The organism is Sphingomonas sp. SRI_018, from assembly GCF_057586275.1.
In genome coordinates this window covers 621,958-646,759 of record NZ_JBYCZO010000002.1, presented here as the reverse complement: position 1 = coordinate 646,759, position 24,802 = coordinate 621,958, and the positions used below count along the sequence as shown (strand labels likewise).

16 protein-coding genes are annotated in these 24,802 nt (G+C 69.5%); 10 read left to right on the top strand and 6 right to left on the bottom strand.

The window, feature by feature from the left end; genetic code table 11:
• Window positions 1-62: 62 nt before the first annotated feature.
• The 4 genes from AC2YHA_RS15070 to AC2YHA_RS15055 form a co-directional block, all read right to left on the bottom strand.
• Window positions 63-1,670: an alpha-L-fucosidase gene (locus tag AC2YHA_RS15070; protein ID WP_487402245.1), complete on the bottom strand. Its 1,608-nt coding sequence runs from the start codon at window positions 1,668-1,670 to the stop codon at window positions 63-65.
• A gap of 80 nt (window positions 1,671-1,750) precedes the next feature.
• The gene (glcF, locus tag AC2YHA_RS15065) at window positions 1,751-3,037 is read right to left on the bottom strand and encodes a glycolate oxidase subunit GlcF (protein ID WP_487402244.1); all 1,287 of its coding nucleotides are present in this window, start codon (window positions 3,035-3,037) and stop codon (window positions 1,751-1,753) included.
• A gap of 3 nt (window positions 3,038-3,040) precedes the next feature.
• Complete coding sequence (locus tag AC2YHA_RS15060; protein WP_487402243.1) at window positions 3,041-4,171, bottom strand: FAD-binding protein; 1,131 nt, start codon at window positions 4,169-4,171, stop codon at window positions 3,041-3,043.
• Window positions 4,171-5,664 carry an FAD-linked oxidase C-terminal domain-containing protein gene (locus tag AC2YHA_RS15055; protein WP_487402242.1) on the bottom strand — a complete coding sequence of 498 codons (1,494 nt, stop codon included), beginning with the start codon at window positions 5,662-5,664 and terminating at the stop codon, window positions 4,171-4,173. The genes AC2YHA_RS15060 and AC2YHA_RS15055 overlap by 1 nt, the downstream gene beginning before the upstream one ends.
• Before the next feature lie 108 nt (window positions 5,665-5,772).
• On the opposite strand from AC2YHA_RS15055, the gene AC2YHA_RS15050 reads away from it, so the two are divergent.
• From AC2YHA_RS15050 to apnL, 7 genes are all read left to right on the top strand, one after another.
• The gene (locus tag AC2YHA_RS15050) at window positions 5,773-6,600 is read left to right on the top strand and encodes a phosphogluconate dehydrogenase C-terminal domain-containing protein (RefSeq protein ID WP_233784215.1); all 828 of its coding nucleotides are present in this window, start codon (window positions 5,773-5,775) and stop codon (window positions 6,598-6,600) included.
• Between the two features lie 261 nt (window positions 6,601-6,861).
• Window positions 6,862-7,806, top strand: coding sequence for a substrate-binding domain-containing protein (locus AC2YHA_RS15045; protein WP_487402241.1), 945 nt, complete (start codon window positions 6,862-6,864; stop codon window positions 7,804-7,806).
• Entirely contained in the window at window positions 7,803-8,357 is a 555-nt protein-coding gene (locus AC2YHA_RS15040; RefSeq protein ID WP_487402240.1) for a DUF2291 family protein, read from the top strand. The genes AC2YHA_RS15045 and AC2YHA_RS15040 overlap by 4 nt, the downstream gene beginning before the upstream one ends.
• Window positions 8,354-9,868, top strand: coding sequence for a sugar ABC transporter ATP-binding protein (locus AC2YHA_RS15035; protein ID WP_487402239.1), 1,515 nt, complete (start codon window positions 8,354-8,356; stop codon window positions 9,866-9,868). Before AC2YHA_RS15040 ends, AC2YHA_RS15035 begins: the two co-directional genes overlap by 4 nt.
• 10 nt (window positions 9,869-9,878) lie before the next feature.
• Window positions 9,879-10,904, top strand: a complete 1,026-nt coding sequence (locus tag AC2YHA_RS15030; RefSeq protein ID WP_487402238.1) for an ABC transporter permease — start codon at window positions 9,879-9,881, stop codon at window positions 10,902-10,904.
• Window positions 10,901-11,926, top strand: a complete 1,026-nt coding sequence (locus AC2YHA_RS15025; protein ID WP_487402237.1) for a Gfo/Idh/MocA family protein — start codon at window positions 10,901-10,903, stop codon at window positions 11,924-11,926. The genes AC2YHA_RS15030 and AC2YHA_RS15025 overlap by 4 nt, the downstream gene beginning before the upstream one ends.
• Window positions 11,910-13,697 (top strand): D-apionate lactonase, encoded by a 1,788-nt coding sequence (gene apnL / locus AC2YHA_RS15020; protein ID WP_487402236.1) that lies wholly within the window; start codon window positions 11,910-11,912, stop codon window positions 13,695-13,697. Before AC2YHA_RS15025 ends, apnL begins: the two co-directional genes overlap by 17 nt.
• On the opposite strand, the gene AC2YHA_RS15015 is transcribed toward apnL, so the two are convergent.
• Both AC2YHA_RS15015 and AC2YHA_RS15010 read right to left on the bottom strand, forming a co-directional pair.
• Entirely contained in the window at window positions 13,694-14,431 is a 738-nt protein-coding gene (locus AC2YHA_RS15015) for a transcriptional regulator NanR (protein WP_233784221.1), read from the bottom strand. The two genes, apnL and AC2YHA_RS15015, sit on opposite strands and share 4 nt — an antisense overlap.
• 26 nt (window positions 14,432-14,457) lie before the next feature.
• The gene (locus AC2YHA_RS15010) at window positions 14,458-15,723 is read right to left on the bottom strand and encodes an MFS transporter (protein WP_487402235.1); all 1,266 of its coding nucleotides are present in this window, start codon (window positions 15,721-15,723) and stop codon (window positions 14,458-14,460) included.
• Window positions 15,724-15,993: 270 nt separating this feature from the next.
• On the opposite strand from AC2YHA_RS15010, the gene AC2YHA_RS15005 reads away from it, so the two are divergent.
• From AC2YHA_RS15005 to AC2YHA_RS14995, 3 genes are all read left to right on the top strand, one after another.
• Window positions 15,994-19,044: a TonB-dependent receptor plug domain-containing protein gene (locus tag AC2YHA_RS15005; protein WP_487402234.1), complete on the top strand. Its 3,051-nt coding sequence runs from the start codon at window positions 15,994-15,996 to the stop codon at window positions 19,042-19,044.
• Between the two features lie 62 nt (window positions 19,045-19,106).
• Complete coding sequence (locus AC2YHA_RS15000; RefSeq protein WP_487402233.1) at window positions 19,107-20,717, top strand: DUF5060 domain-containing protein; 1,611 nt, start codon at window positions 19,107-19,109, stop codon at window positions 20,715-20,717.
• 13 nt (window positions 20,718-20,730) lie between these two features.
• The gene (locus AC2YHA_RS14995; RefSeq protein WP_487402232.1) at window positions 20,731-24,789 is read left to right on the top strand and encodes a glycosyl hydrolase; all 4,059 of its coding nucleotides are present in this window, start codon (window positions 20,731-20,733) and stop codon (window positions 24,787-24,789) included.
• Window positions 24,790-24,802: the final 13 nt, after the last annotated feature.

Genomic DNA, 24,802 nt, shown 5'->3' with positions numbered 1-24,802 from the left:
CGCCCCCTCCTATTCTGTCGATCTTCGGCGACGCGCCGATGCCAGGCGCGCAATCTCCCGGCTCAGCGCGTCCTGATCTTGAGTGCGTAGGGGAAGGCGCCGTCGCCGACCGCCGGCAAGGTGACCTCGAGCCCCTTGGGCGTCTGCTTCCAGCTGATCCGGCCCCCGCCGAGCAGCTCGATGCTCCTGATCGGCGCGTCGAGATAGGGCGTGCCGGCGTAGAGCGTCTTGACCAGCACCCGCCCATCCTTCGGCCGCGAGAGGCCGAGCGCGTAGAGCGCATCGCCCTTGGTGGTGAAGCGGATGTCGGCCGGGGTGAAGCCCTTCACCGCCGACTCCTCGACCTGCCCGCCGACGCGGACCTGGCCCGACTTGGTCGGCCCCTCGCCGAAATATTTGAACGGCCGCGTGCCGTAGATCGCCTCGCCGTTGACCTTGAGCCAGCCGCCCATGCCGCGCAGCACCGTCGCGATCTCGTCGGGGATGGTGCCGTCGGCCTTGGGCCCGACGTTGAGCAGCAGGTTGCCGTTCTTGCTGACGATGTCGATCAGGTCGGCCACCAGCGACGGCGCGGTGCGGTAGGTGTCGTTCTGGGCATAGCCCCAGCTGTGGATGCTGACCGAGGTGTCCGACTGCCAGGGCGTGAGCTTCAGCGCGTCGGTCTTGCCGCGCTCCATGTCGAACAGCGCGCTGCCCTCGGCGAACTGCGAACCCTTGTAGGCGATGATGCCCTGCTCGTGCCGCGCGGCCGAGCGGTTGTAGTAATAGGCGGCGGTGTCGCGCATCAGCGGCTCGAACATCGGCGCCGAGGTCCACCAGTCGAAATAGATGAGCTCGGGCCGGTATTTGTCGATCAGCTCGGTGGTGCGCGCCATCCAGTCGTTCAGGAACGCCTGGTTCGGCGGCATCCAGTTCTGGAGCGAATCGCTGTCCGGCCAGGTGGTCGGCGCGTCGGCGGGAAGGCCGGTCGGCGCCGCCGGGCCGTAGAGGCCGGCGTACTTCGGATCGTTGACGTCCGAATCATAGGTGCGGCCCATATGGTACCACCACCAATGCTCCGCGCGGTGGGAGGAGAGGCCGAAGTGCATGCCCTTCGCCCGCGCCGCCTGCGCGATCAGCCCCACCACGTCGCGGTGCGGCCCCATCTCCGCCGCGTCCCATTCGGTGAGGTCGGAGGCGTACATCGCGAAGCCATCGCAATGCTCGGCGACCGGCACGACGTAGCGCGCGCCGGCGTCGGAAAAGAGCTGGATCCAGGCGGCGGGATCGAACTTCTCCGCCTTGAACCGGGGGATGAAGTCCTTGTAGCCGAACTTCGACTGCGGGCCGTAGGTCTTGACGTGGTGCTCGTAGGCGGCGTTGCCCGGCACGTACATGTTGCGCGAATACCATTCGTTCGCGAACGCCGGCACCGAATAGACGCCCCAGTGGATGAAGATGCCGAACTTGGCGTCGCGGAACCATTCCGGCGTGCGATAGCCCTGGCGCAGCGAATCCCAGTCGGACTTGAACGGCCCCTGCGCGACGCCCGCCTGCACCTCGCGCAGCTTGGCGTCGACCTTGGCCTGATAGCCCGGCACCTCGGCGGCCGCCGGCGCGGCGACCGCCAGCGCGAGCAGCGATGCCGACATCGCGGCCATGCGCCCGATCGAACCCTTGATCCCGGCCATCAACGCCTCTCCCCCGCTTGTGCTTTCGCTATCGTTAGCCGGGTAAGGAAGGTCGGATCAACAAAAATCCTATAATCACACTAATTGAATGCCGCCGGCTTCGGCCCGCCGGTCGCCCAGTCGAGCAGCTCGACGGTGTGGACCACGGGAATCGCCGCCCGCTGCCCGATCTGCACCGCGCAGCCGATGTTGCCGGTGGCGATCACGTCGGCATCGAGCCGAGCGAGGTTCGCCGCCTTGCGGTCGCCGAGCTGGCCGGCGATCTCGGGCTGGAGGATGTTGTAGGTGCCGGCCGAGCCGCAGCAGAGGTGCGCCTCCACCGGCGTGCGCACGACATAGCCGGCGCCGGCGAGCAGCCGCTTCGGCGCCTCGGTGACCCTCTGGCCATGCTGGAGCGAGCAGGCGGCGTGATAGGCGACCGTCAGCCCGTGCCCGTCACCGGCCGGCAGCTCCGCCTCGATCAGCAGCTCGCTCACGTCCTTCGCCAGCGCCGATACTCGCGCCGCCTTGTCGGCATAGGCGGGGTCCTCGCGCAGCATGAAGCCATAGTCCTTGATCGTGGTGCCGCAGCCCGAGGTGGTGATGACGATCGCGTCGAGCCCGCCGTCCTCGATCAGCGCGGTCCAGGCGTCGACGTTGCGGCGCGCGGCGGCGAGGCTCGCGGCGTCCTTGCCCATGTGATGGACCAGCGCGCCGCAGCAGCCCTCGCCGGGCGCGAACACCACGTCGTAGCCCGCGCGGTTGAGCAGCCGCACCGTCGCCGCGCGGATTTCGGGGCGCAGCACCGGCTCGGCGCAGCCCTGCATCAGCGCCACCCGCCCGCGCGCCCGCGGCGCCGGCGAGGGTGCGTCGGAGGGCGCCGGCGGCACCCGCTTCGGCGCCAGCGCCAGCATCGCCGCCATCGGCTTGAGCGCGGCGATGCGCTCGACCAGCGGCGTCGCCGGCCGCGCGAGCCGGGCCAGGGCGAGCGCGAGCCGGAACCGCCCCTGATAGGGCAGCACCTGGGCCAGCAGCGTGCGGAACAGCCGCTCGCGCAACGGCCGGCGATAGCGCTCCTCGATATAGGCGCGGGCGTGGTCGACCAGGTGCATGTAGTTCACGCCGGACGGGCAGGTGGTCATGCACGACAGACAGGAGAGACAGCGGTCGATGTGCTTGACGATCTCCGCGGTCGGCTCGCGCTCGTTCTCGAGCATGTCCTTCATCAGGTAAATACGGCCGCGCGGGCTGTCGAGCTCGTCGCCGAGCAGCACATAGGTCGGGCAGGTCGCGGTGCAGAAGCCGCAATGCACGCACTTGCGGATCACCGCCTCGGACGCTGCCATCGCCGGATCGGCGAGCTGTTCGGGGGAGAAATGGGTCTGCATGGCCTAGAAGCGCCCCGTCTCGAACACGCCCGCCGGATCGAAGGCGCGGCGCACCCGCGCCTCCAGCGCGGCGACGCCGGGGGTAGGTGGGTGGAGTGTCGGCACGGCGACGCGCATCGCTTCGGGCGCGCGGATGAGGGTGGCGTGGCCGCCTGCCCGTGCTGCGGCGTCGCGTACCAGCGTGGGGTCGCCGTCGAACGCGACCCAAACCAGCCCGCCGGCCCAGTCGAACAGCCAACGTGCGCCGTGCGGCTCCAGTGCAGCGGCGACCGCCGGACCGGCGCTCGGCGGCACGTTGATGCGCCAAAGGGGCTTGAGAAGTGGCGCGCGCAGCCGGTCCCACCACGCCGCGTCCTCTTCGCCGTCGAGTGCGACCACCGGTCCGTGCTCGCCAAGCACCTGTTCGATCATCCGGCACCGGGCCGTCACCGATGGCCCGAACCCGAGCAGCCGGAGCGCCGTCACCGAGGGTCCGTCCCCCGCTGGCAGATAGGCCGCCGCGCCGACCTCGGCCGGCGATCCCATCGCCGCCGCCATCACCTTCACCGCCGCCGCTGGATCGAGCCCCTCCACCGCGCGCGTCGCCGCAATCAGCGGGCGCGGCAGCACCTTCAGCGTCATCTCGGTGATCGCGAACAGCCGGCCCCAGCTTCCCGCCGCGAGCTTGGGCAGGTCGTAGCCGGTGACGTTCTTCACCACCTTCGCCCCGGCCACGAAAACCTCCGCCCGCCCCGACACCGCGCGCAGTCCGAGCAGATGATCGCGCGGCGCTCCGCCGGAAAGCCTGAGCGACCCCGCCACGCCCGCTGCGACCACGCCGCCGATCGTCGCTGCGCCCGCCGTCTCGCCAAGCAACGGCCCATGGTCGAACGGATCGAACGCCAGCCTTTGCCCGCGTCCGGCGACCAGCGCCTCGACCTCGACGAGCGGCGTCCCCGGCCGCACCGTCAGCACCAGCTCGGCCGGGTCGTAGTCGATCACGCCGGACAGCCCCGACAGGTCGAGTATCCGCGCCTCTGGCCGCGGCGCGCCGATCGCCGCCTTGCTGCCGCCGCCGCGGATGTCGAGCGTCGTGCCGGACCGGATGGCGTCGGCGATCGCGTCGCGGACCTCGGCTTCGCTGGTCGGTCGCATCAGAAGCGCGGCAGCTCGGGATGGGGCAGCTGCCCGCGATGGATATGCATCCGGCCGAGCTCGGCGCAGCGGTGCAGCGTCGGGAACACCTTGCCGGGATTGAGCAGCCCCTTCGGATCGAACGCGCATTTCAGCCGCTGCTGCTGGGCGAGGTCGTCCTCGCCGAACATCGTCGGCATCAGGTCGCGCTTCTCGACGCCGACGCCATGCTCGCCGGTCAGCACCCCGCCGACCTCGACACAGAGCCGCAGGATGTCGCTCCCGAACGCCTCGGCGCGCTCGAGCTGGCCGGGCTGATTGGCGTCGTAGAGGATCAGCGGATGGAGGTTGCCGTCGCCGGCGTGGAAGACGTTGGCGACCTCCAGCCCGTAGCGTTCGGACAGTTGGTTCATCCGCTCCAGCACCTCGGGCAGGCGCCGGCGCGGGATGGTGCCGTCCATGCAGTAATAGTCGGGCGAGATGCGTCCCACCGCCGGGAACGCGGCCTTGCGCCCGGCCCAGAAGGCGACCCGCTCCGCGTCGTCCTGCGAGGCGCGGAGCGTGGTCGATCCGTTCGCCCGCGCGATCTTCGTCACTTCCTCGATCAGATGGTCACACTCGGCGCCGACCCCGTCGAGCTCGACGATCAGCAGCGCCTCGACGTCGAGCGGATAGCCGACCTGGACGAACGCCTCGGCGGCATGGATCGCCGGCTTGTCCATCATCTCCATGCCCGCCGGGATGATGCCGGCGGCGATCACGTCGGCGACGCATTGCCCGGCGCCCTCGACGCTCGGGAAGCCGATCAGCAGCGCCCGCGCGCCCTCGGGCTTGGGCAGGATGCGCACCGTCACCTCGGTGACGACGCCGAGCAAGCCCTCCGATCCTACGACGACGCCGAGCAGGTCGAGACCCGCCGGATCGAGCTGCCGCCCGCCCAGCCGCACGATCTCGCCGTCCATCATCACCAGCTCGACGCCGAGCACGTTGTTGGTGGTGAGTCCGTATTTCAGGCAATGCACCCCGCCCGAATTCTCGGCGACGTTGCCGCCGATCGAGCAGGCGATCTGGCTCGACGGGTCAGGCGCGTAATAGAAGCCGCGCTCCTCGACCGCGCGGGTGATGGCGAGGTTGGTGACGCCCGGCTGCACCACCGCGATGCGGTCGTCATAGTCGATGTCGAGCACGCGGTTGAACTTGCCGAGCCCCAGCAGCACCGCATCCGCCAGCGGCAGCGCCCCGCCCGACAGCGAGGTGCCCGATCCGCGCGGCACCACCTTCACCCCCTCGGCATGGCACCAGCGCAGCACCCGGGAGACCTGCTCGGTCGTCTCGGGCAGCACCACCACCATCGGCATCTGGCGATAGGCGGTAAGCCCGTCGCTCTCATAGGGACGCAGGCCGTCGGGATCGGCGATCACGCCCTCGCCCGGCACGATCCGCCGGAGCGCCGCGACGATCGCATCGCGCCGCGCCAGCGTTCCGGCGTCGGGTTCGGGCATCTTCAGCGTCATGCGGTCCTTCCTACTCCCCACCGTCATCCCGGCGCAAAACTCGCTACTTGCACTACTCATTATACCAGCATACCATGACCGCCAAGTCAGCTTTGCGGAGGCATTCACATGGTCGCGATTGCGCTGTTCGGCGCGGGCGGGAAGATGGGCGCGCGCCTGTCGCGCAACCTCAAATCGAGCGAATACGACGTCCGCCACGTCGAACTGAGTGAGACCGGCCGCGCGCGCCTGCGCGACGAGCTCGGCATCGAATGCGTCGACCAGGCGGCCGCGCTCGAGGGCGTCGACGTGGTGATCCTCGCCGTGCCCGACACGCATGTCGGCAAGGTCGCGCACGAGATCTCGCCTGCGCTCAAGGCCGGCACGATGGTGGTCGCGCTCGATGCCGCCGCGCCCTTCGCCGGGCATTTCCCGGACCGGAGCGACCTCACCTATTTCGTCACCCACCCCTGCCACCCGCCGATCTTCAACGACGAGACCGATCCCGCCGCGCGCGACGACCGGTTCGGCGGGCTCCACGCGCGCCAGAGCATCGTCAGCGCGCTGATGCAGGGGCCGGAGGAGCATTACGACCTCGGCGAGGAAATCGCCAAAGTGATCTGGGCGCCGATCCTGCGCTCGCACAAGGTGACGGTCGAGCAGATGGCGCTGCTCGAGCCGGGCCTGTCGGAGACGGTCTGCGCCTCGCTGCTCGACGTCATGCGCGAGGCGATGGACGAGGTGGTCGACCGCGGCGTGCCCGCGGAGGCCGCACGCGACTTCCTGCTCGGCCATATGAACATCCTGGCCGCCGTGATCTTCAAGCACGTCCCCGGCGTCTTCTCCGACGCGTGCAACAAGGCGATCACCTTCGGCAAGCCGGCGCTGATGCGCGAGGACTGGAAGAAGGTGTTCGAGCCCGACGAGCTCGCCGCCAGCATCCAGCGGATCACCTGACGCGGATTTGGTCTAGGACGGATCGACGTTTGAGGGAGTGACTGACATCTCAACCCTCCTCCCCGTCACCCCGGACTTGGTCCGGGGTCCACCGGGAGGCAAGGACTGGACAAGAGGTTTTGAGCGCAGTCGGCGAGGCGCAGTGGACCCCGGACCAAGTCCGGGGTGACGGTCGGGAAGCGGGCTACGGAAGACCTACAACCTCAAAGGTCGACCGGCTCTAAGGCTCCCAAAAAAGAGGAGCGGGATCGGGAGAGGCAGATGATCGCAAGGCGCACGGTTCTGGGCATGTTGGGAGCAGCGACGCTGGTCGCGGGCTGCTCGTCCACTGCCGGCGCCGGGCACGGCATCATCGCGATCATCACGCCGCCCTACGACAACCCCTTCTTCCGCGCCCAGGCGGAGGCGGCACGCGACCGTGCGGTGGCGCTCGGCTACGAGCCGCTGATGCTCGTCCACGACGACGACGCCAGCAAACAGTCCGAGATGATCGATACGGCGATCGCGCGCGGGGCCAAGGCGATCATCCTCGACAATGCCGGCGCCGCCGCCACGGTGGCCGCGGTGCGCCGCGCCAAGACGGCGGGCGTGCCCTCCTTCCTGATCGACCGCGAATTGAACGTGCGCGGCGTCGCCGTCTCGCAGATCGTCTCGAACAACTATCAGGGCGCGCAGATCGGCGCCGAGGCGTTCGTCGCGGCGATGGGCGAGAGGGGCGCCTACGCCGAGCTGGTCGGGCGCGAGGCGGACACCAACGCGACGATCCGGTCCGAGGGCTTTCACGCGATCGTCGACCAGTACCCCGATCTCGAGCTGGTCGCGCGCCAGTCGGCCAACTGGAGCCAGACCGAGGCCTATGCCAAGATGGAATCGATGCTGCAGGCCAATCCGCAGATCAAAGGGGTGATCGCGGGCAACGACACCATGGCGATGGGCGCCTGGGCGGCGCTCAAGGCGGCGGGACGCACCGACGTGATCGTGGTCGGCTTCGACGGCAGCGACGACGTGAAGCAGTCGATCCTATCGGGCGGCATCCGCGCGACCGTGCTCCAGCCCGCCTCGCGCCAGGCGCGGATGGCGGTCGAGCAGGCCGACGCCTACCTGCGCACCGGCAGGACGGGCGCGCCCGAGAAGCAGCTGATCGACTGCATCCTGATCGTGCCGGGCAACGCCCGACGGCTCAGCAACTTCGACATGCGCGCATGACGCGGGCAACCTGGATGATCGCGCTGGCGCTGCTCGCCGGCTGCCGGCTCGAGACGCGCGAGGAGGCGGCGCGCCATGCGGCGAGCGCCGAGGTCGCCGACATCGACGGCATGGCCGACGAGGCGGCGCGCGATCTTCCCGCCGCAATCGCCGGCAAGGCGGCAGCGTTCCAGCCGGGCCGCACCGGCGATACCGCGCTCGCGGTGCGCCTCGCCGGCCGCGTGCTCGCGCTGGCCGGCGGCGAGCGGGCACGGTCGCTCGCCATAGACACCGACGGCGACGGCAGCCCCGACGCGATCGTCCAGCTCGGCCCGGTGGTGCGCGGCACGGCGCTGCGCGACGCGCTCGGCACGCGCACCTTCAACGACTTCGACAGCCAGATCGAGTACGCCCGTTACGCCCGCGCCATCAACGACCGCATCGTCGGCCGGGTGCGCGCCGCGGCGAAGGGCCTGACGCCCGGCGCGCACGTCGAGGTGATCGGCGCCTATGTGCCCGGCGACGACCGTCCCGCCTTCATCACCCCGGCCACGATCCGGCCCGCCGCATGACCGCCCCGCGTCTCCGCGCCGAGCGCGTGTCGAAGCTCTATCCCGGCGTGCAGGCGCTCGATGCGGTCGACTTCGACGTCCATGCCGGTGCGGTCAACGTGCTGATCGGCGAGAACGGCGCGGGCAAGTCGACGCTGATGAAGATCATCGCCGGGGTCGAGGCGCCGAGCGCGGGCCGCCTGCTGCTCGACGGCGATGAGGTGAGCTTCGCCGACCCCGCCGCTGCCGCGCGGCAGGGCGTGTGCATGGTGTTCCAGGAGCTGAGCCTGTTCGCCAACCTCAGCATCGCCGAGAACGTCTTCATCGGCCGCGAGCGTTGCCGGATGGGCATCGACATCGACCAGGCTTCCGAGATCGAGCGTACCCGCGAGGTGCTGGCGCGGCTCGGCCATCCGCTCGATCCGCGCGCGCTCGTCTCCTCGCTCACCATCGGCCAGCAGCAGATCGTCGAGATCGCCCGCGCGCTGGCGCAGGATGCGCGGGTGCTGATCCTCGACGAACCGACCTCGGCGCTGAGCGCGGCCGAGGCGGAGACGCTGTTCGGGGTCATCACCGAGCTGAAGGCGCGCGGCGTCGCCATCGTCTACATCTCGCACCGGCTCGAGGAGCTGAAGCGGATCGGCGACCACGTCACCGTCCTGCGCGACGGCCGCCTCGTCGCCACCGCCGAGATGCGCGACGTCGACGTGCCGTGGATCGTCCGCCAGATGATCGGCCGCGACGCCCCCACACGCGCCGAATCATCGCGCGGCGAGCCGGGCGCGGAGGTGCTGCGCGTCACCGACCTCGTCCTGCCCCGCGAGCGCGGCGGCTTCACCGTCGACCATGTCTCGCTGACGGTGCGCGCGGGCGAGATCGTCGGCATTTACGGCCTGCTCGGCGCCGGCCGCACCGAGCTGCTCGAATCGATCATGGGCTGCCGCCGCGACGCGACCGGACGGGTCGAGATCGCCGGCACCGACGTGACCGGCCGCGACGTCGCCGGACGCATGGCCGCCGGCGTCGCACTGGTACCGGAGGACCGCCGCCACGCCGGCTTCGTCCACAGCTTCTCGGTCGCGCGCAACCTGACGCTGGCCAGCCTCAGGCGATTCACCCGCCTGTTCCATCTCGATCCCGCGCGCGAGGCCGAAGCGGTGAATGCCTCGACCGGCGATCTCGCCATCAAGGCGGCTGGCCCCGATACGCTGGTCACCACTCTGTCGGGCGGCAACCAGCAGAAGGTGGTGATCGGCAAGGCGCTGCTCACCCGGCCGAGGGTGCTGCTGCTCGACGAGCCCACGCGCGGCGTCGACGTCGGCGCCAAGGCCGAGCAGTACCGGCTGATCCGCCGCCTCGCCGACGAAGGGCTGGGCGTGCTGTTCGCGACGTCCGAGCTCGACGAACTGACCGCGCTCGCCGACCGCGTCCTGGTGATGCGCGAGGGGATGATCGCGCTCGACCTGCCGTGCGACGCGGCCGATCATGACGGCATCACCGCCGCGGCCAATCCGCGTGCCGAGGCGGCCTGAAGGGGGAACGATGGGAGGCGACACGCTGCTTGTGCTGATGCGGCTGAGGACGGTGATCGCGCTGGTCGTCGTGCTCGCCGTCTTCTCCGCCGCCGCGCCCAATTTCCTCAGCAGCGCCAACATGGTGCTGATGCTGAAGCATGTCGCGCTGAACGCGATCCTGGCGATCGGCCTCACCTATGTCATCGTCGCCGGCGGCATCGACCTGTCGGTGGGATCGGTGGCGGGGCTCGCCGGCATGGTCGCGGGGTTCCTGATGCTGAACGGCGTACCGGTCGGCGGCGACATGCTGGTGCGCTTCAACCTGTTCGAGATCATCCTGATCGTGCTCGCGCTCGGCGTCGCGATCGGGTTCGTCAACGGCCTGCTCGTCGCACGGCTCAAGGTCGCGCCGTTCATCGCCACGCTCGGCACGCTCTACGTCGTGCGCGGCGCCGCGCTGCTGTCGTCGGACGGGCGGACCTTCCCCGACCTCGTCGGCGATCCCTATTACGGCACCGAAGGGTTCCCGGTAATCGGTGGCGGATACCTCCTCGGTCTGCCGGTGTCGGTGTGGATCCTGGCGGTGATCGCCGCGATCGCCGCCTATGTCGCGATGCGCACGCCGCTCGGGCGGCAGGTCTATGCGGTCGGCGGCAACGCCCATGCCGCAGCGCTTTCGGGCATCCGCGTGAACCGCGTGCTGGTCGTCACCTACATGGTCTCCGGCTTCTGCGCGGCGGTGGTCGGCCTGATCATCGCCTCCGAGCTGCAGGCGGCGCACCCAGCCACCGGCGAAACCTTCGAGCTCAACGCCATCGCCGCGGCGGTGCTCGGCGGCGCCTCGATGAGCGGCGGGCGCGGGACCATCGTCGGCACCTTGGTCGGCGCGGCGGTGATCGGCGTGCTCGGCGACGGCATGGTGATGATGGGGGTGAGCGCCTTCTGGCAGATGGTGATCAAGGGCCTGGTGATCATCGCCGCGGTGCTGCTCGACGGCGCCCAGGCGCGGCTCCAGCATCGCGTCGCCATCCGGCGCGCGGCGGCGATGGCATGAGCTTGCGCGGCGCTCTCATCGGCTGCGGCTTCTTTGCCGCCAACCAGCTCCATGCCTGGCGCGACCTGGAGGGTGCCGAGATCGTCGCGATCTGCGATACCGACGCCGCGCGCCTCGCCGTCACCGGCGACCAGTTCGGCATCGTCCGGCGCTACACCGATGCGGCGGAGATGCTCGCGGCTGAGAAACTCGACTTCGTCGACATCGCCACGACACCGCCCAGCCACCGCGCGCTGGTCGAGCTCGCCGCCCGCCATCGCCTGCCGGTGATCTGCCAGAAGCCGCTCGCCGCCACCTACGCCGATGCCGAGGCGATGGTCGCCGCCTGCGACGCCGCCGGCGTACCGATGATGGTCCACGAGAACTTCCGCTGGCAGGCCCCGATCCGTGCCCTGCGCGGAGTGATCGACGAAGGGCGCATCGGCACCCCTTTCTTCGCCCGCTTCGCCTTCCGCTCCGGCTTCGACGTCTACGCCGCCCAGCCGTACCTCGCCGAGGGCGAGCGGTTCATCATCGAGGACCTCGGCATCCACATTCTCGACGTCGCCCGCTTCGTGATGGGCGAGGCGGCGACGCTCACCTGCCGCACCCAACGCGTCAACCCTGCGATCCGCGGCGAGGACGTCGCGACGATCATGCTCGGCCATGCGGGCGGCGCCACCAGCATCGTCGATTGCAGCTACGCGACCCCGATCCACGACGAGCTGTTCCCGCAGACGCTGATCGAAGTCGACGGCGACCGCGGTCGGCTGAAGCTGGAGGCGAACTACCGTCTCACCATCGAGGACCGCGATTCGCTTGAGGTCCGCGACGTCGCCCCACCGCTGCTGCCCTGGGCGGAACGGCCGTGGCACGGCATCCAGGAAAGCGTCGCCGCGATCCAGCGCCACTGGGTCGAATGCCTCGCCGCCGGCTGCGAGCCCGACACCTCAGGCCATGACAACCTCCGTACGCTCGCGCTGGTCGACGCCGCCTATCGCAGCGCCGCCGAGGGTCGCACGATCGATGTCGACCCGCGCTGAGGACCTCTACGGCACAAACGAGCCCGAGCCGGCGCCGCTGCGGCTGGCAATGGGTCCGCTGTCGTTCGAGCTGGTCGACGGCAATGTCCGCGCGATCCGCGTCGGCGGGACGGAAGTGCTGCGCGGCATCCAGTATCTCGTGCGCGACCGCGACTGGGGCACGCTGAGCCCCGCGATCACCGATCTCGCGGTGACGGAACATGGCGACCGCATCACCATCACCTATCGTGCGTCGGTGCGCGACCCCGATGGCGCGAGGCTGGATTATCAGGCGACGATCCACGCCACCGGCACCAGCCTGGAATTCGCCGTGGAGGCTGCGGCGCAGGACGACTTCACCACCAATCGCCTCGGCTTCTGCGTGCTGCACCCGGCCGGCCTCGCGGGTGCCCCGCTGACGGTCGAGCACGGCGACGGCAGCATCGAACGATCGGCCTTTCCGACGCTGATCGAGCCGTGGCAGCCCTTCACCGATATCCGCGCGCTGATCCATCGCCAGGATGGCGCGACGATCGCCTGCCGCCTCGACGGCGACACCTTCGAGATGGAGGACCAGCGCAACTGGTCCGACGCCTCGTACAAGACCTACGTTCGTCCGCTCGCGCGGCCCTGGCCTTATATGGTGCCCGCCGGCACGGCCGATCGCCAGTCGGTGACGATCGCCATCGAGGGATCGCTATCGCCGGCGGCGCAAGCGAGCGGCCCGGTCACGATCGCACTCGACAATCCGGTCGGTGCGATGCCGCGCATCGGCCTGGTGGTCACCGCCGCTCAAGCCGCCGCCACGCTCGCCGAAGCTGAGGCATTACGGTCGATCGCCCCGCAGGACCTGCTGCTGACCTTCGAAGCCCACGCCGGACATGGCGCCGCCGAGATGCAGGCACTGGCGGAGGCCCGCATCGTCGATGCCCGCATCACGCTCGAATGCGTCGTCGCCGCTGCTGGCGATCTCGACGCGGAGCTCGGCACGATCGCGGAGCTTGTCGGCGATGCCGGGCTCGAGCTCGATGCCATATCGATCTTCCCCGCTCCCGACCTGCAATCGACGCCGCCCGGCAGCGAATGGCCCGCCTGCCCGCCGCTGGAGCAGGTCTATGCCGCCGCCCGCCGCGCCTTCCCGGGTGTCACGCTCGGCGGCGGCATGTTCGGCTATTTCACCGAGCTCAACCGCAAGCGCCCGCCGCTCGCGCCGCTCGACTATGTGACACACGCCACCTGCCCGATCGTCCACGCCGCCGACGACCGCAGCGTCATGCAGACGCTGGAGGTCATTCCCCACATCGTGCGCTCCGCCCGCGCGATCATCGGCGACAAGCCCTATCGGTTGGGTCCGAGCACGATCGGCATGCGCCAGAACCCTTATGGCTCGCGGACGATGGACAACCCCGATCGCCGCCGCATCCCGATGGCCCAGGCCGACCCGCGTCAGGACGGCCGCTTCGCCGCCGCCTGGACGCTCGGCTATGTCGCGGCGAGCGAGGCAGCCGGGCTCGACACGCTGACGCTCGGTGCGCTGACCGGCCCGTTCGGGCTGCTCGGCGATGACGGCCCGCGCCCTGTGTTCGCGACGGTGAAGGAGCTTGCCGCGCTGGCCGGAGCGCCGCGGCGGGCGTGCCGCTCGTCGGCCCCGGACCGGGTCCTGGCAGTCGCCACGGACCGCGCGGTCCTGCTCGCCAACCTTACCGCAGAACCATGCGAGGTCCGCATCGACGGCACCGCGCGCCGGCTCACGCTCGGCGCCTATGAGACGGCGAACGTCTCCGTCGCCTAGCCGGACGCCTCGACGTCCCTCGTATGCGCATAGAGGTGGTTCGAGCGTTCCAGATGCCGCACCATCGCCTGCTCCGCCCCTTCGGGATCATGCGCCGCGATGCGATCGATGATCTCGCCATGCTCGGCCAGCGTGCGCTCGCTCTGGCCCTGCCAGATCAGCATATGGGCGTGGTATTGCTGCAGCCAGCTCAGCATCCCTTCGCTCACCGCGCTGTAGATCGGGTTGCCGGTGATCCGGGCGATGCGGGTGTGGAAGCCCATGTCGACCCGCACGAACGCCGCCGCGTCGCCCGCGACCGATCGCTGCCGCTCGACGATCTCGCGCAGCTCGGCGACGTCGTCTCCGCTCGCCAGCTCGGCCGCCTTGCGCACCATCCCGCGCTCGAAGAAGCTGCGCGCCTCCTTCAGATTCTCCAGCGATTCCGGCGAGGCCGACAGCAGCAGCTGCGCCACCGTATCGATCTGACGGATCGCCGCCTGCGCGGTGATCTCGCGCACCCGCGCGCGCTCGCCATGGCTGATCGTCACCAGCCCGAGATTGGCGAGCGCCTGCATCGCCTCCCGGATCGCAGGGCGGCCGACGCCGAAGCGCGTCATCAGCTCGCGCTCCGACGGCAGGCTCTCGCCGGGGCCGCGCTCGCCGCTGACGATCATCGCCTTCAGCCTGTCGAAGACTTCGTCCGCAAGCTTGCGCCTGACGATGGTTTCGTTGTCCGGAGGTGTCACGGCCACGATCTTCTTCCCAAAATAGCCAGCGATCAAGTCGATTGCGGGACCGCCGACGGCGCCGGACGCTCGGCGAAACCGCGCGTGCAGTCGATCAGCGCGAACAACCCGGCCGCGACCAGCACCATCGCCGCGACGCCCCGCACCGGCAGGTCATAGTCCCCGGTGCCCTCGACCAGATAGCCGAACGCGACCGCGCAGACGAAGCCGCCGAAGTTGCCCAGCGTGTTCATCACCGCCGTCGCGGTGCCGCCGTGCCGTCCGCCGATCGTCATGCACATCGCCCAGGCGCTCGGCAGCATCAGGTCCATGACGGCGAAGCTCGCGCCGGCCAGCACGACCACGGCGGTCGCATCATGGACATGCGTCATCGCGTAGAGCAGCACCGCGGTGGTCAGCAGGCACAGCGAGGCGATCAGCCGATAGCCGACCCGGATGCCCAGCCGCACCTCCAGCCAGTCGCACAGCACGCCGCCGATGAGGTTGCTGACCACGCCGAGGATGAAGGGGATGGCGGCGTAGAACCCCATCTCGGCGGTCGAGAAGCCGCGCGCCTTGATCAGCCAGGTCGGGAACCAGCTGAAGAAGAACCATACGCCGAAGCAGTAGAAGAAATAGGCGAGGGCGATCAGCCAGAGCTGCGGCAATGCGAACAGCTGCCGCCACGGCGTGCCGTCATGCAGGCCGCCGCGATCCGCGCCGATCTCCGCCAGCTCGGCGGGCGTGATCCCCGGCATGTCGGCGGGCCGGTCGCGGAACCACAGGCGGAACGCCGCGACCCAGACGAAGCCGACCAGCCCCATCACCACGAACACCGTGCGCCAGCCGGCCAGCTCCATCAGCGGCACCAGCAGCAGCGGCGCCAGCGCGCCGCCGAGCCGGCTCGCCGACCAGATCACGCCCTGTCCCCGCGCCCGCTCGCGCGCCGGCAGCCAGCGGTAGAGGATGCCGGCGATGTTGGGATAGGCGCCCGCCGCCCCCGCCCCGAACAGGAAGCGCGCGCCGGCGATCTGCCAGACGTTGCGGCAAAAGGCGGTGACCAACGTGAAGAACGACCACCACAGAGTGATCCGGGTGAGCTCGCGACGATAGCCGCGATGATCGCCGAGCGCGCCGGAGGGGATTTCGAACGCCGAATAGGCGAGCGCATAGGCGCTCAGCACCCAGCCCCATGACACCGGATCGATCGCCAGGTCGCGCTGGATCGCCGGGCCGGTCACCGCGATCACCATCCGGTCGAGGAAGGTGATGACCGACAGCGCGGCCAGGATCGCGACGACCAGATGCCGCTTTCTCATCCCCTCTCCCTCGTCCGGCGTTCGATTCGCCAATCTCACTGGTATGATGATCTAAAGAGTCGCCGCTATGCAATGGTTTCGTTCAATTTCCTTATATATCTTATAATAATAAGATAAGATTTCTGTTGCTCATTATACCAGCATACCATATAACTGCCTGGCCGCAGATCGGACGACCGGGGACCCCGGATCGGCCGGCAGCGGCAGGGAGGTCAGGCCGCAAGCACCGCATCCAGTCGGGCACGGCCAAGGAGAGGGGAGTCTCAATCCATGAAGACATTCGGCCGTGCTCGTGCGCCCTTGCGCACCCTGCTCGCGAGCGGCGCCGCCGTATCGGCGCTTTGCCTTGCCGGCATCGCCCACGCCCAGACCGCGCCGGCAGCGGAGCCGGCCCAGGCCGAACCGGCCGGCGATCAGGTGCCTGCCAGCGACATCATCGTCACCGGCTCGCGCATCGCCAGCCCGTCGCTCACCTCACCCTCGCCGCTGCAGGCGGTGACGGCCCAGCTGATCGAGAACGCCGGCGCGACCAACGTCCAGGACGTGCTCCAGCAGATCCCGGCGGTCGGCGTCCCGAGCCAGAGCCGCGTCACCGGCGGCAACGACACCAATCCGGGCCTGGCGACCGTCAACCTGCGCAACCTGGGGTCGGACCGCACGCTGGTGCTGATCGACGGCCGCCGCACGGTCGCCGGCATCCCCGGCACCGCGCAGGTCGACCTGTCGATGATCCCGGCGCCGTTCATCGAGCGCGTCGACGTGCTGACCGGCGGCGCCTCGGCCGTGTACGGGTCGGACGCCATCGCGGGCGTCGTCAACTTCATCTACAAGAAGAAGTTCGAGGGGCTGCGCCTCAACGTCCAGTCCGGCATTTCCGAGCACGGCGACGACTGGCGGTTCGCGGCCAACGCGACGTTCGGCCAGAACTTCGCCGGCGACCGCGGCAACCTGATGGTCTATGCCGGCTGGAACCAGGAAGGCGCGGTCGACAATGCCGATCGCGAGCGGACCGCCACATCCTTCGCCAGCCTCGGCAACTCGCAGCGCGTGGGCGGCAACAACGATGCCAACCTGACCGCCGCGCAGAACCTGTTCACGCGACTCTATGCCCCGTCGAACGTCGGGCCGGGCGGTATCTTCAACTTCGGTGGCTCCGGCAACCGCATCATCCTGCCCGACGGCACCTTCCGCGGCTACAATGTCGCGCTCGACGGCTTCAACGCAGCGCCATACGGTCAGATCGCTTCGCCATCGAAGCAGATCACGCTCGCGTCGCGGCTCAACTACGACGTGACCGACCACGTCAACGTGTTCTTCGAATCGACCTATGTGAACTATCGCACCAACGGGCGCCGCGAGGCGTCGCCGATGCGTACCGACAGCGCATTGGGCGCGTTCACCGGGACGGGCGGCTATTATCCGATCCAGTTCAGCGTGCTCAATCCCAACACCGGTCAGGCGGTGATCCTCAACAACCCGCTGGTCCCGGCCGCGGTGTTCGCCGCGGCGGACAATCGCAACAACAATGATGCGATCAATTCCAAGGACATGAGCTTCCTGATCCGCACCACCATGTTCCCGCCGGGAACGCGCAGCACACCGACCGAACGCGACAATTTCCGCGTCGCCGGCGGCGCGAAGGTCGACCTCGGCGGCAGCTGGAACCTCGACGCCTATTATCAGTACGGCTTCACCAAGCAGAACCAGCGGATGACCGGCCTCGCCGATCTCTACCGCCTGGCCGAGGCGCTGCAGGTCATCCCCGACGCCTTCGACTATGACCGCGACGGCAACACGACCGAGGCGATCTGCGTCAACGCCAACGCGCGGGCGCAGGGCTGCGTGCCGATCGACGTCTACGGCCTCAACCCCGACGGGACGAGCAAGATCTCGCAGGCCGCGGTCGACTATCTGCGCACCGAGATGAGCCGCGAATCCAAGCAGGAGATGCAGGTCGCCGCGGTCAACCTCACCGGCTCGCTGTTCAAGCTGCCGGCCGGCCCGGTGCAGGTGTCGGTGGGTGCCGAATATCGCCGGGAATCGAGCAAGGAGGACTTCGATCCCCTGACCAACGCGGCGCGCAACGGCTATGTCCAGCTGCTCGACACCCATGGCAGCTTCAACGTCAAGGAACTCTACGGCGAGATCGTCGTGCCCATCCTGTCGGACACGCCGTTCTTCGACAATCTGACGCTGCGCGGCGCGGGCCGGATGTCCGACTATTCGACCGTCGGCACCTTCTACGCCTGGAACGTCGGCGCCGAATGGTCGCCGATCCCGGACATCCGCTTCCGCGGCGTCTATGCGCTCGCGGTGCGCGCGCCGAACATCGGCGAGCTGTTCGCGGCGTCGGCGGCAGGCATCATCACCATCACCGATCCGTGCCAGGGCGTGACGCTGACCCAGACCGGCTCGACCGCCGAGAACTGCCGCGCCGATCCGGGCGTGCTCGCCAATATCCGGCAGAACGGGTCGTTCACGCTGACCTTCTCCGACACGCAGGGCGTCGGCGGCATCACCGCGAGCAACCCGGACATCCGCGAGGAAACGGGCAAGACGCTGACGCTCGGCGTCGTCGTCAATCCGCGGTCGATCGATGCGCTGCGCAACCTGACGCTCACCGCCGACTATTTCGACATCAAGCTGGAAGGCGCGATCAACCGCCTGTCGGCGGCGACCGTGCTCAACAAATGCTATCGCGACGGCCTGGCCGACTTCTGCCAGTTCGTCACCCGGCGGTCGCAGGCGTCGGGCGCGTTCAGCGTCGGATCGGTCGAGCAGATCGTCCGCGGCCTGGTCAACAGCGGCGGCTCGTTCACGCGCGGCCTGGATTTCACCCTGAGCTACAGCCACGACGTCCTGGGCGGCAAGGCGAGCCTCACCGGAAGCTGGACCCATCTGCTCAAGAACGGCTTCAACGCGCTGACCGGCGACCCTTACGACAATACGATGGGCGAGATCGGCTCACCGCGCGATACCGCCAACGTCAGCCTGTCGTGGGACAATGACGATTTCGGCTTCACCGTCAGCAACGACTATGTCGGACCGCAGATGTTCGATTACGAGAACTACCAGACGACCTTCCGGCTGGCCGACGGATCGCTGCCCGACAAGAAGTATTTCACCATCGATTCAAAGATCTACACCGACGCGCAGCTACGCTTTAAGGGCATCGACCGGTTCGAGTTCTACGTCGGCGTGAACAACCTCTTCGATGTCCAGCCGCCGTCGATCTACGCCGGCCCGCCAGCATCGAACGCAAACGCGATCTGGGACCCGATCGGCCGCCGCTATTATGCGGGCGTGCGGTTGAACTTCTGACCTGATCCGCGCGGCGAGGCGGGCGCCGTTCCCGCCTCGACCGGACGAAGAGGGAGAGTTTCTTGCCCGTAAGCCGCCGCGAAGTGCTGGTCGGATCCGTCGCCTGCGGTGCGGCGACGCTGGCCCGGGCGGCGGAGATGCCGGCCGAGGTCGAGCGCTGGGGGATATGGGAGGCGTCGTTCGAAGGCCCGGCCACGGGCAATCCCTTCGACGACGTGCGCATCGCCGCCATTCTCGAGGGCCCGGGCAAGCGCCTCCGCGTGCCCGGCTTCTACGACGGCGACGGTGTCTATCGCATCCGCTTCAGCCCACCCGAGCAGGGCCGATGGCGCTGGACGACGGACAGCAACGTGGCAGCGCTGCACGGCCGCAGCGGCAGCTTCGAGGCGACCGCACCGAGCAAGGGCAATCGCGGCCCGGTGCGCGTGACGCCGGACGGCTATCACTTCGCCTATGCCGACGGCACGCCGTTCCGCCAGATCGGGACGACCTCCTATTCCTGGGCGCTCCAGTCGGACGCGAAATGCGCCGAGACGCTGGCAACGCTCAACGCGTCGCCGTTCAACAAGATGCGGATGTGCGTATTCCCGAACGTGCCGGCGGTCGCGACCGACCCGTTCGTCCGTACCGGCGCCGGCCTCAAGGACTGGGACCCGGCGCGCTTCGACCCGGCCTATTTCCGCCGCTTCGAGGATCGCATCCGCCGCCTCGGCGAGATCGGCATCGAGGCGGACGTCATCCTCTACCACCCCTATGATCCGAAGCGCGGCTATTCGGACATGCGGCGCGCCGACGACGAGCGCTACATCCGCTACGTCGCCGCGCGCTTCGGCGCCTTCCGCAACGTCTGGTGGTCGATGGCGAACGAATATGACCTCGTGCCGACCAAGACGACGGCGGACTGGGATCATCTGTTCCAGCTGCTGCAGGCGGCGGACCCGCATGACCGCCTGCGCTCGATCCACCAGTTCGACGTCTATTACGACGCCCGGCGCCCGTGGATCACCCACGCCAGCATCCAGAACAACAGCGCCGTGCTCGACGACCTGCGCGCCGCGCTCCATCGCGATTTCGCGCTCAAGCCGGTGATCTTCGACGAGGTCGCGTACGAAGGCAATTTCAACGAGCCCTGGGGCTGGCTGAAGGCGGAGGAGTTGGTTGAGCGCTTCTGGTACGGGCTCGTCGGTGGCACCTATGTCGGGCACAGCGAGACGTGGGAGCCGAACCGCGACGCCCGCTTCTCCTGGCTGGGCCAGGGCGGTAGGCTGACCGGCACCAGCGCGCCGCGCCTCGCCTTCCTGCGCAGGATCATGGAGGAGGGCCCCACGCCGGGCTTCGAGCCGATCCAGGCGTGGTGGAACCATCACGTCGCCGGCAAGCCCTATGAATATTACCTTCGCTACTTCGGAAAGGACACGCCGCGCGAATGGCCGGTCGTGCTGCCGAGCGGTACGGGCACCGGTCACGGGAACACGCCGCCCGATCGCGGCAAGGACCCCATCGCGCTCAGGGCGGACATCATCGACACCTGGGCCATGACGATCACGCCGGTCGACGGCGTCTTCCGCATGTCGCCGCGCGGCGACTATGAGCTTCACGATCCGGCGCGGCCGATCATCCGGCTGCCGGACAAGCCTTACTTGGCCGTCAGGCTCGTCAAAACTCAGGGTTGATAGGGAGAGACTGATGGAACGCCGCACCTTCCTCGCAGGCGCCGCGGCCGGCAGCTTCGCGGTCGCGCTGAACTGGCCGGTGCCGGCGCCGGCCGAGGGCGGCGACCCGCTCCGCGACGCCTTCCGCGCGCCGCCGCCCGATGCCAGGCCGCACACCTGGTGGCACTGGATGAACGGCAACGTCACCGCCGACGGCATCACCCGCGACCTCGAGGCGCTGGCGCGCGTCGGCGTCGGCGGGGTGCAGATGTTCGACGTCGGCTGCGGCATCCCTGCCGGCCCCGCACGCACCCTGAGCCCGGAGTGGATCAAGCTCGTCCGCCACGCCGCCGACGAATGCGGCCGGCTCGGCCTGTCCTTCACCCTCCACAATTGCCCCGGCTGGTCGTCGAGCGGCGGCCCCTGGATCACGCCCGCGCTGTCGATGCAGCAGCTCGTCTGGAGCGAGGCGACCGTCACGGGCGGTACGGTGGACCGCACCCTGCCGAGGCCCTTCACCCGCCTCGACCATTATCGCGACGCGATAGTGGTCGCCTTTCCGTCACTTCCCGGCGACCGGACGGAGGCGCGCGGCCAGATCGCCCGCGCCACGCTCGACGGCCAGGCGGCGGAGGTCCGCGTCCTCACCGATGGCGACGCCACGACCGCGCTCGACGTGAAGCCCGGCGACACGCCGTCCCAGCTCGTGCTCGAGTTCGCCGCCCCCTACCGCGCCCGCACGCTCGTCATCCGCGCCACCGCCGACGGCAGCGCCAATTTCGCGCAGCAGGCGATGATCCGCATCGAGGCCTCCGACGACGGCCGCAGCTATCGCTCCATCGGCGAGGCGGCGGTACCCAACTGGCGCCTCCACACCGTCCCGCCGATCGTCGCCAGCCTGGCGACCACCGCCGCCCGCTTCTTCCGCGTCTCCTTCCCCACGCCGATGCAGGTCGCCGAGCTCTCGCTCTCCGCCGACCCGCGCATCGCCGATGTCGGGACCAAGGCCGGCTGGGGCCGCGACGCCAACCAGGGCGAAGCGCCCGGCACCGACTCCGGCCCCGCGATCGATCCCAGATCGGTGATCGACATCAGCCGCCACATGGACGCCGACGGCCGTCTCCGCTGGCAGGCGCCGCCGGGCAGCTGGACCATCCTCCGCTTCGGCCACACCGCCACCGGCGCGCGCAACGTCTCCGCCTCGGCGGACGGTGGCGGGCTAGAGTGCGACAAGTTCAGCGCCGCCGCGCTCGACTTCCACTTCGACAGATATTTCGCCGAGGTCCTCCCCGCCCTCGAACGCCTCGGCAAGCGCGACCTCGCCGGCGCGATCATCGACAGCTACGAGACGGGAATGCAGAACTGGACCGCGGACCTGCCGCCCGAGTTCCAGGCCCGCCGCGGCTACGCCATCACGCCCTGGATGCCCGCCCTCACCGGCCGCATCGTCGGCGACGCCGAGCGCTCGGAACGCTTCCTCTGGGACGTGCGCTGTGTCCACGCCACGCTGATGGAGGACCGCTACTACGGCCGCTTCCACGAGCTCTGCCGGCAGCACGGCCTCGTTTCCTACACCGAGCCCTACGGCAACGGCCCGTTCGACGACCAGCAGGCCGGCGCCAGGGTCGACGCGCTGATGGGCGAATTCTGGGTGCGCGGCGGTGCCGCCGCCTATTCGGTCAAGGTCGCCGCCACCACCGCCCACGTCCACGGCAAGACCTTCGTCGGCGCGGAGAGCTTCACCGGCCGCCCGGCCCAGTCGCGCTGGCTCGAACACCCTTACGCGATGAAGGCGCTGGGCGACGAGATGTATACGCTCGGCCTCAACCACTTCGTCTTCCACCGCTACGCCCAGCAGCCGCACCCGACCGCGAGGCCCGGCATGACGATGGGCCCCTGGGGCTTCCACTTCGACCGCACCAACACCTGGTTCGAGGACGCCGGCCCCTGGCTGACCTACGCCGCCCGCTGCCAGCACATGCTGCGCCAGGGCCATTTCGCCGCCGACATCCTCTATTTCAGCGGCGAGAACTCGCCGGTCCAGGTGCCGACGCACGTCGAGGAGCCGATCGCCGCCACCCTCTCCGGCGCGCGGCCGCAGCTGCCGCTGCCGGTCCCCGCCGGTCACGACTATGACGTCGCCGACGCCGAGGTGCTGATGAAGCGCGTCCGCATCGAGGACGGCCGCATCCTGCTCCCCGAGGGTACGAGCTATCGCGTGCTGGTGATGCCCGAGGACCGCCGCATCACCCGCGAGCTGCTGGCGAAGCTCGCCGAGTTCGTCCGCGCCGGCATGTGGCTGGTCGGCCCGCGCGTCGAACATTCCCATGGCCTCGCCGGCTATCCCGACAGCGACGTCGAGGTCCGCCGCCTCGCCGCCGAGCTGTGGGGCGACCTCGACGGCCGCACCCGCACCTCGCGCACTGTCGGCAAGGGGCGCGTGTTCTGGGGCGTGCCGCTGCGCGACGTGCTCGACGCCGCCGGCTGCCCGCCCGACGTCGAGATCGGCGCGCGCTCGCCCGATCCGTTCGTCAACTGGATCCACCGCCACGCCGACGGCGCCGACGTCTATTTCGTCGCCAACGGCCGCCGCCGGGCCGAGGACCTGGTCTGCACCTTCCGCGTCGCCGGCCGCCGCCCTGAGCGCTGGGACCCGATGACGGGCGCGACCAGCCCGCTGCCGGTCTACGAACAGACGAACGGCCGCACCCGCGTCGCGCTGCGCCTCGATGAGGCGGGCTCCTGCTTCGTCATCTTCCGTGAGCCAGCCGGCTCGTCGATGTCGTTGCTCGCGGGCCCAGCCGGCCCCGTGCTCCAGACCAATCCCTATCCATCGGCGACTGCGCCCAACGCGGTCGACAGCTTCACCGTCACCGCCTGGATCAAGCCCGAGACCGACCTGTGGCCGATCGATCCGGCGATCGCCTCGACCAGCGAGGCGCCCGAGATCGCCGCCGCGCGCAAGACCGCGCTCGCCCGCACCGGCGGCGGCATGGAGCGGCTGGGGACGAGCGGCGCCAGCTTCCTGATCGACCCGCCCGCGGGCGATGTTGCCTATGGCGCCGGCCACGCCACGCTCGCCGTCTCAGCCGGCCGCAACGGCGTGATCCTCTACGAGAATGGCGGGGCAAGCTATCGGCCGGCGCTCGCGGCGCCCGTGCCGATCGCCGGCTGGACCCATCTAGCCGTGACCTACGACGACGGCCGTCCCGCCATCTTCCTCGACGGCAAGCCGGTGGCGACCGGCGCGCGCTCGGCCGCGCGCGTCCACGCGGCGCTCGGCCTCAGCGTTGCCCACCCGCGCCATTTCGAAGGCGACGTCGCCGCTCTCGATCTCCATCTCCGCCCGCTCGGCGCTGCCGACATCGCCCGGCTCGCCGCCGGCGGGCCGCCGGCTTCGGACGGCCCGCCGCCGATCGAGGTCGCCGCCGACGGCCTGCTGGTCTGGCAGAACGGCAGCTACGCGCTCGGCGGACGCAGCATCGCGGCGCGCGGCCTCGCACCGGCAATGACGCTCGCCGGTCCCTGGCAGGTGAGCTTCCCGCCTGATCTCGGCGCGCCGCCGTCGATCACGCTCGACCGGCTGGCGTCGCTCCACCGTCACGACGACTTCGGCGTCCGGCACTTCTCCGGCACCGCCACTTGGCGCACGCGCTTCGACGTTCCCGCGAGCGCGCTCGGCCGCAACCGCCGCCTGTTCCTCGATCTCGGCCGGGTCGAGGTAATCGCCGCCGTCCGCGTCAACGGCCGCGACCTCGGCAAGCTGTGGAAGCCGCCGTTCCGCATCGACGTCACCGACGCGGTGCGCGCGGGCGCGAACGCGCTGGAGGTCGCCGTCACCAACCTCTGGCCCAACCGCCTGATCGGCGACGAGCATTTCCCGGCGGAGTACGAATACACCGTCACCAACGCCGGCTCGACCGGCGGCATCGCCGCGCTGCCCGACTGGTATCGCCAGGGCCGCCCCAAGCCGGCCGGCAAGCGCGTGACCTTCGCGACGTGGCGGCATTACGATGCGAAGGCACCGCTGCTCGAATCCGGCCTGCTGGGGCCGGTGAGACTGCTCCAGGCGGAACGCTATCCGCTAGGCTGACAAAGCTCCTCCC

What these genes read in the sequence shown, in the direction of transcription:
- AC2YHA_RS15070 (WP_487402245.1), bottom strand. Translation starts at nt 1,670, where the DNA reads ATGGCCGGGATCAAGGGTTCGATCGGGCGCATGGCCGCGATGTCGGCA.
- glcF (WP_487402244.1), bottom strand. Translation starts at nt 3,037, where the DNA reads ATGCAGACCCATTTCTCCCCCGAACAGCTCGCCGATCCGGCGATGGCA.
- AC2YHA_RS15060 (WP_487402243.1), bottom strand. Translation starts at nt 4,171, where the DNA reads ATGCGACCGACCAGCGAAGCCGAGGTCCGCGACGCGATCGCCGACGCC.
- AC2YHA_RS15055 (WP_487402242.1), bottom strand. Translation starts at nt 5,664, where the DNA reads ATGACGCTGAAGATGCCCGAACCCGACGCCGGAACGCTGGCGCGGCGC.
- AC2YHA_RS15050 (WP_233784215.1), top strand. Translation starts at nt 5,773, where the DNA reads ATGGTCGCGATTGCGCTGTTCGGCGCGGGCGGGAAGATGGGCGCGCGC.
- AC2YHA_RS15045 (WP_487402241.1), top strand. Translation starts at nt 6,862, where the DNA reads ATGATCGCAAGGCGCACGGTTCTGGGCATGTTGGGAGCAGCGACGCTG.
- AC2YHA_RS15040 (WP_487402240.1), top strand. Translation starts at nt 7,803, where the DNA reads ATGACGCGGGCAACCTGGATGATCGCGCTGGCGCTGCTCGCCGGCTGC.
- AC2YHA_RS15035 (WP_487402239.1), top strand. Translation starts at nt 8,354, where the DNA reads ATGACCGCCCCGCGTCTCCGCGCCGAGCGCGTGTCGAAGCTCTATCCC.
- AC2YHA_RS15030 (WP_487402238.1), top strand. Translation starts at nt 9,879, where the DNA reads ATGGGAGGCGACACGCTGCTTGTGCTGATGCGGCTGAGGACGGTGATC.
- AC2YHA_RS15025 (WP_487402237.1), top strand. Translation starts at nt 10,901, where the DNA reads ATGAGCTTGCGCGGCGCTCTCATCGGCTGCGGCTTCTTTGCCGCCAAC.
- apnL (WP_487402236.1), top strand. Translation starts at nt 11,910, where the DNA reads ATGTCGACCCGCGCTGAGGACCTCTACGGCACAAACGAGCCCGAGCCG.
- AC2YHA_RS15010 (WP_487402235.1), bottom strand. Translation starts at nt 15,723, where the DNA reads ATGAGAAAGCGGCATCTGGTCGTCGCGATCCTGGCCGCGCTGTCGGTC.
- AC2YHA_RS15005 (WP_487402234.1), top strand. Translation starts at nt 15,994, where the DNA reads ATGAAGACATTCGGCCGTGCTCGTGCGCCCTTGCGCACCCTGCTCGCG.
- AC2YHA_RS14995 (WP_487402232.1), top strand. Translation starts at nt 20,731, where the DNA reads ATGGAACGCCGCACCTTCCTCGCAGGCGCCGCGGCCGGCAGCTTCGCG.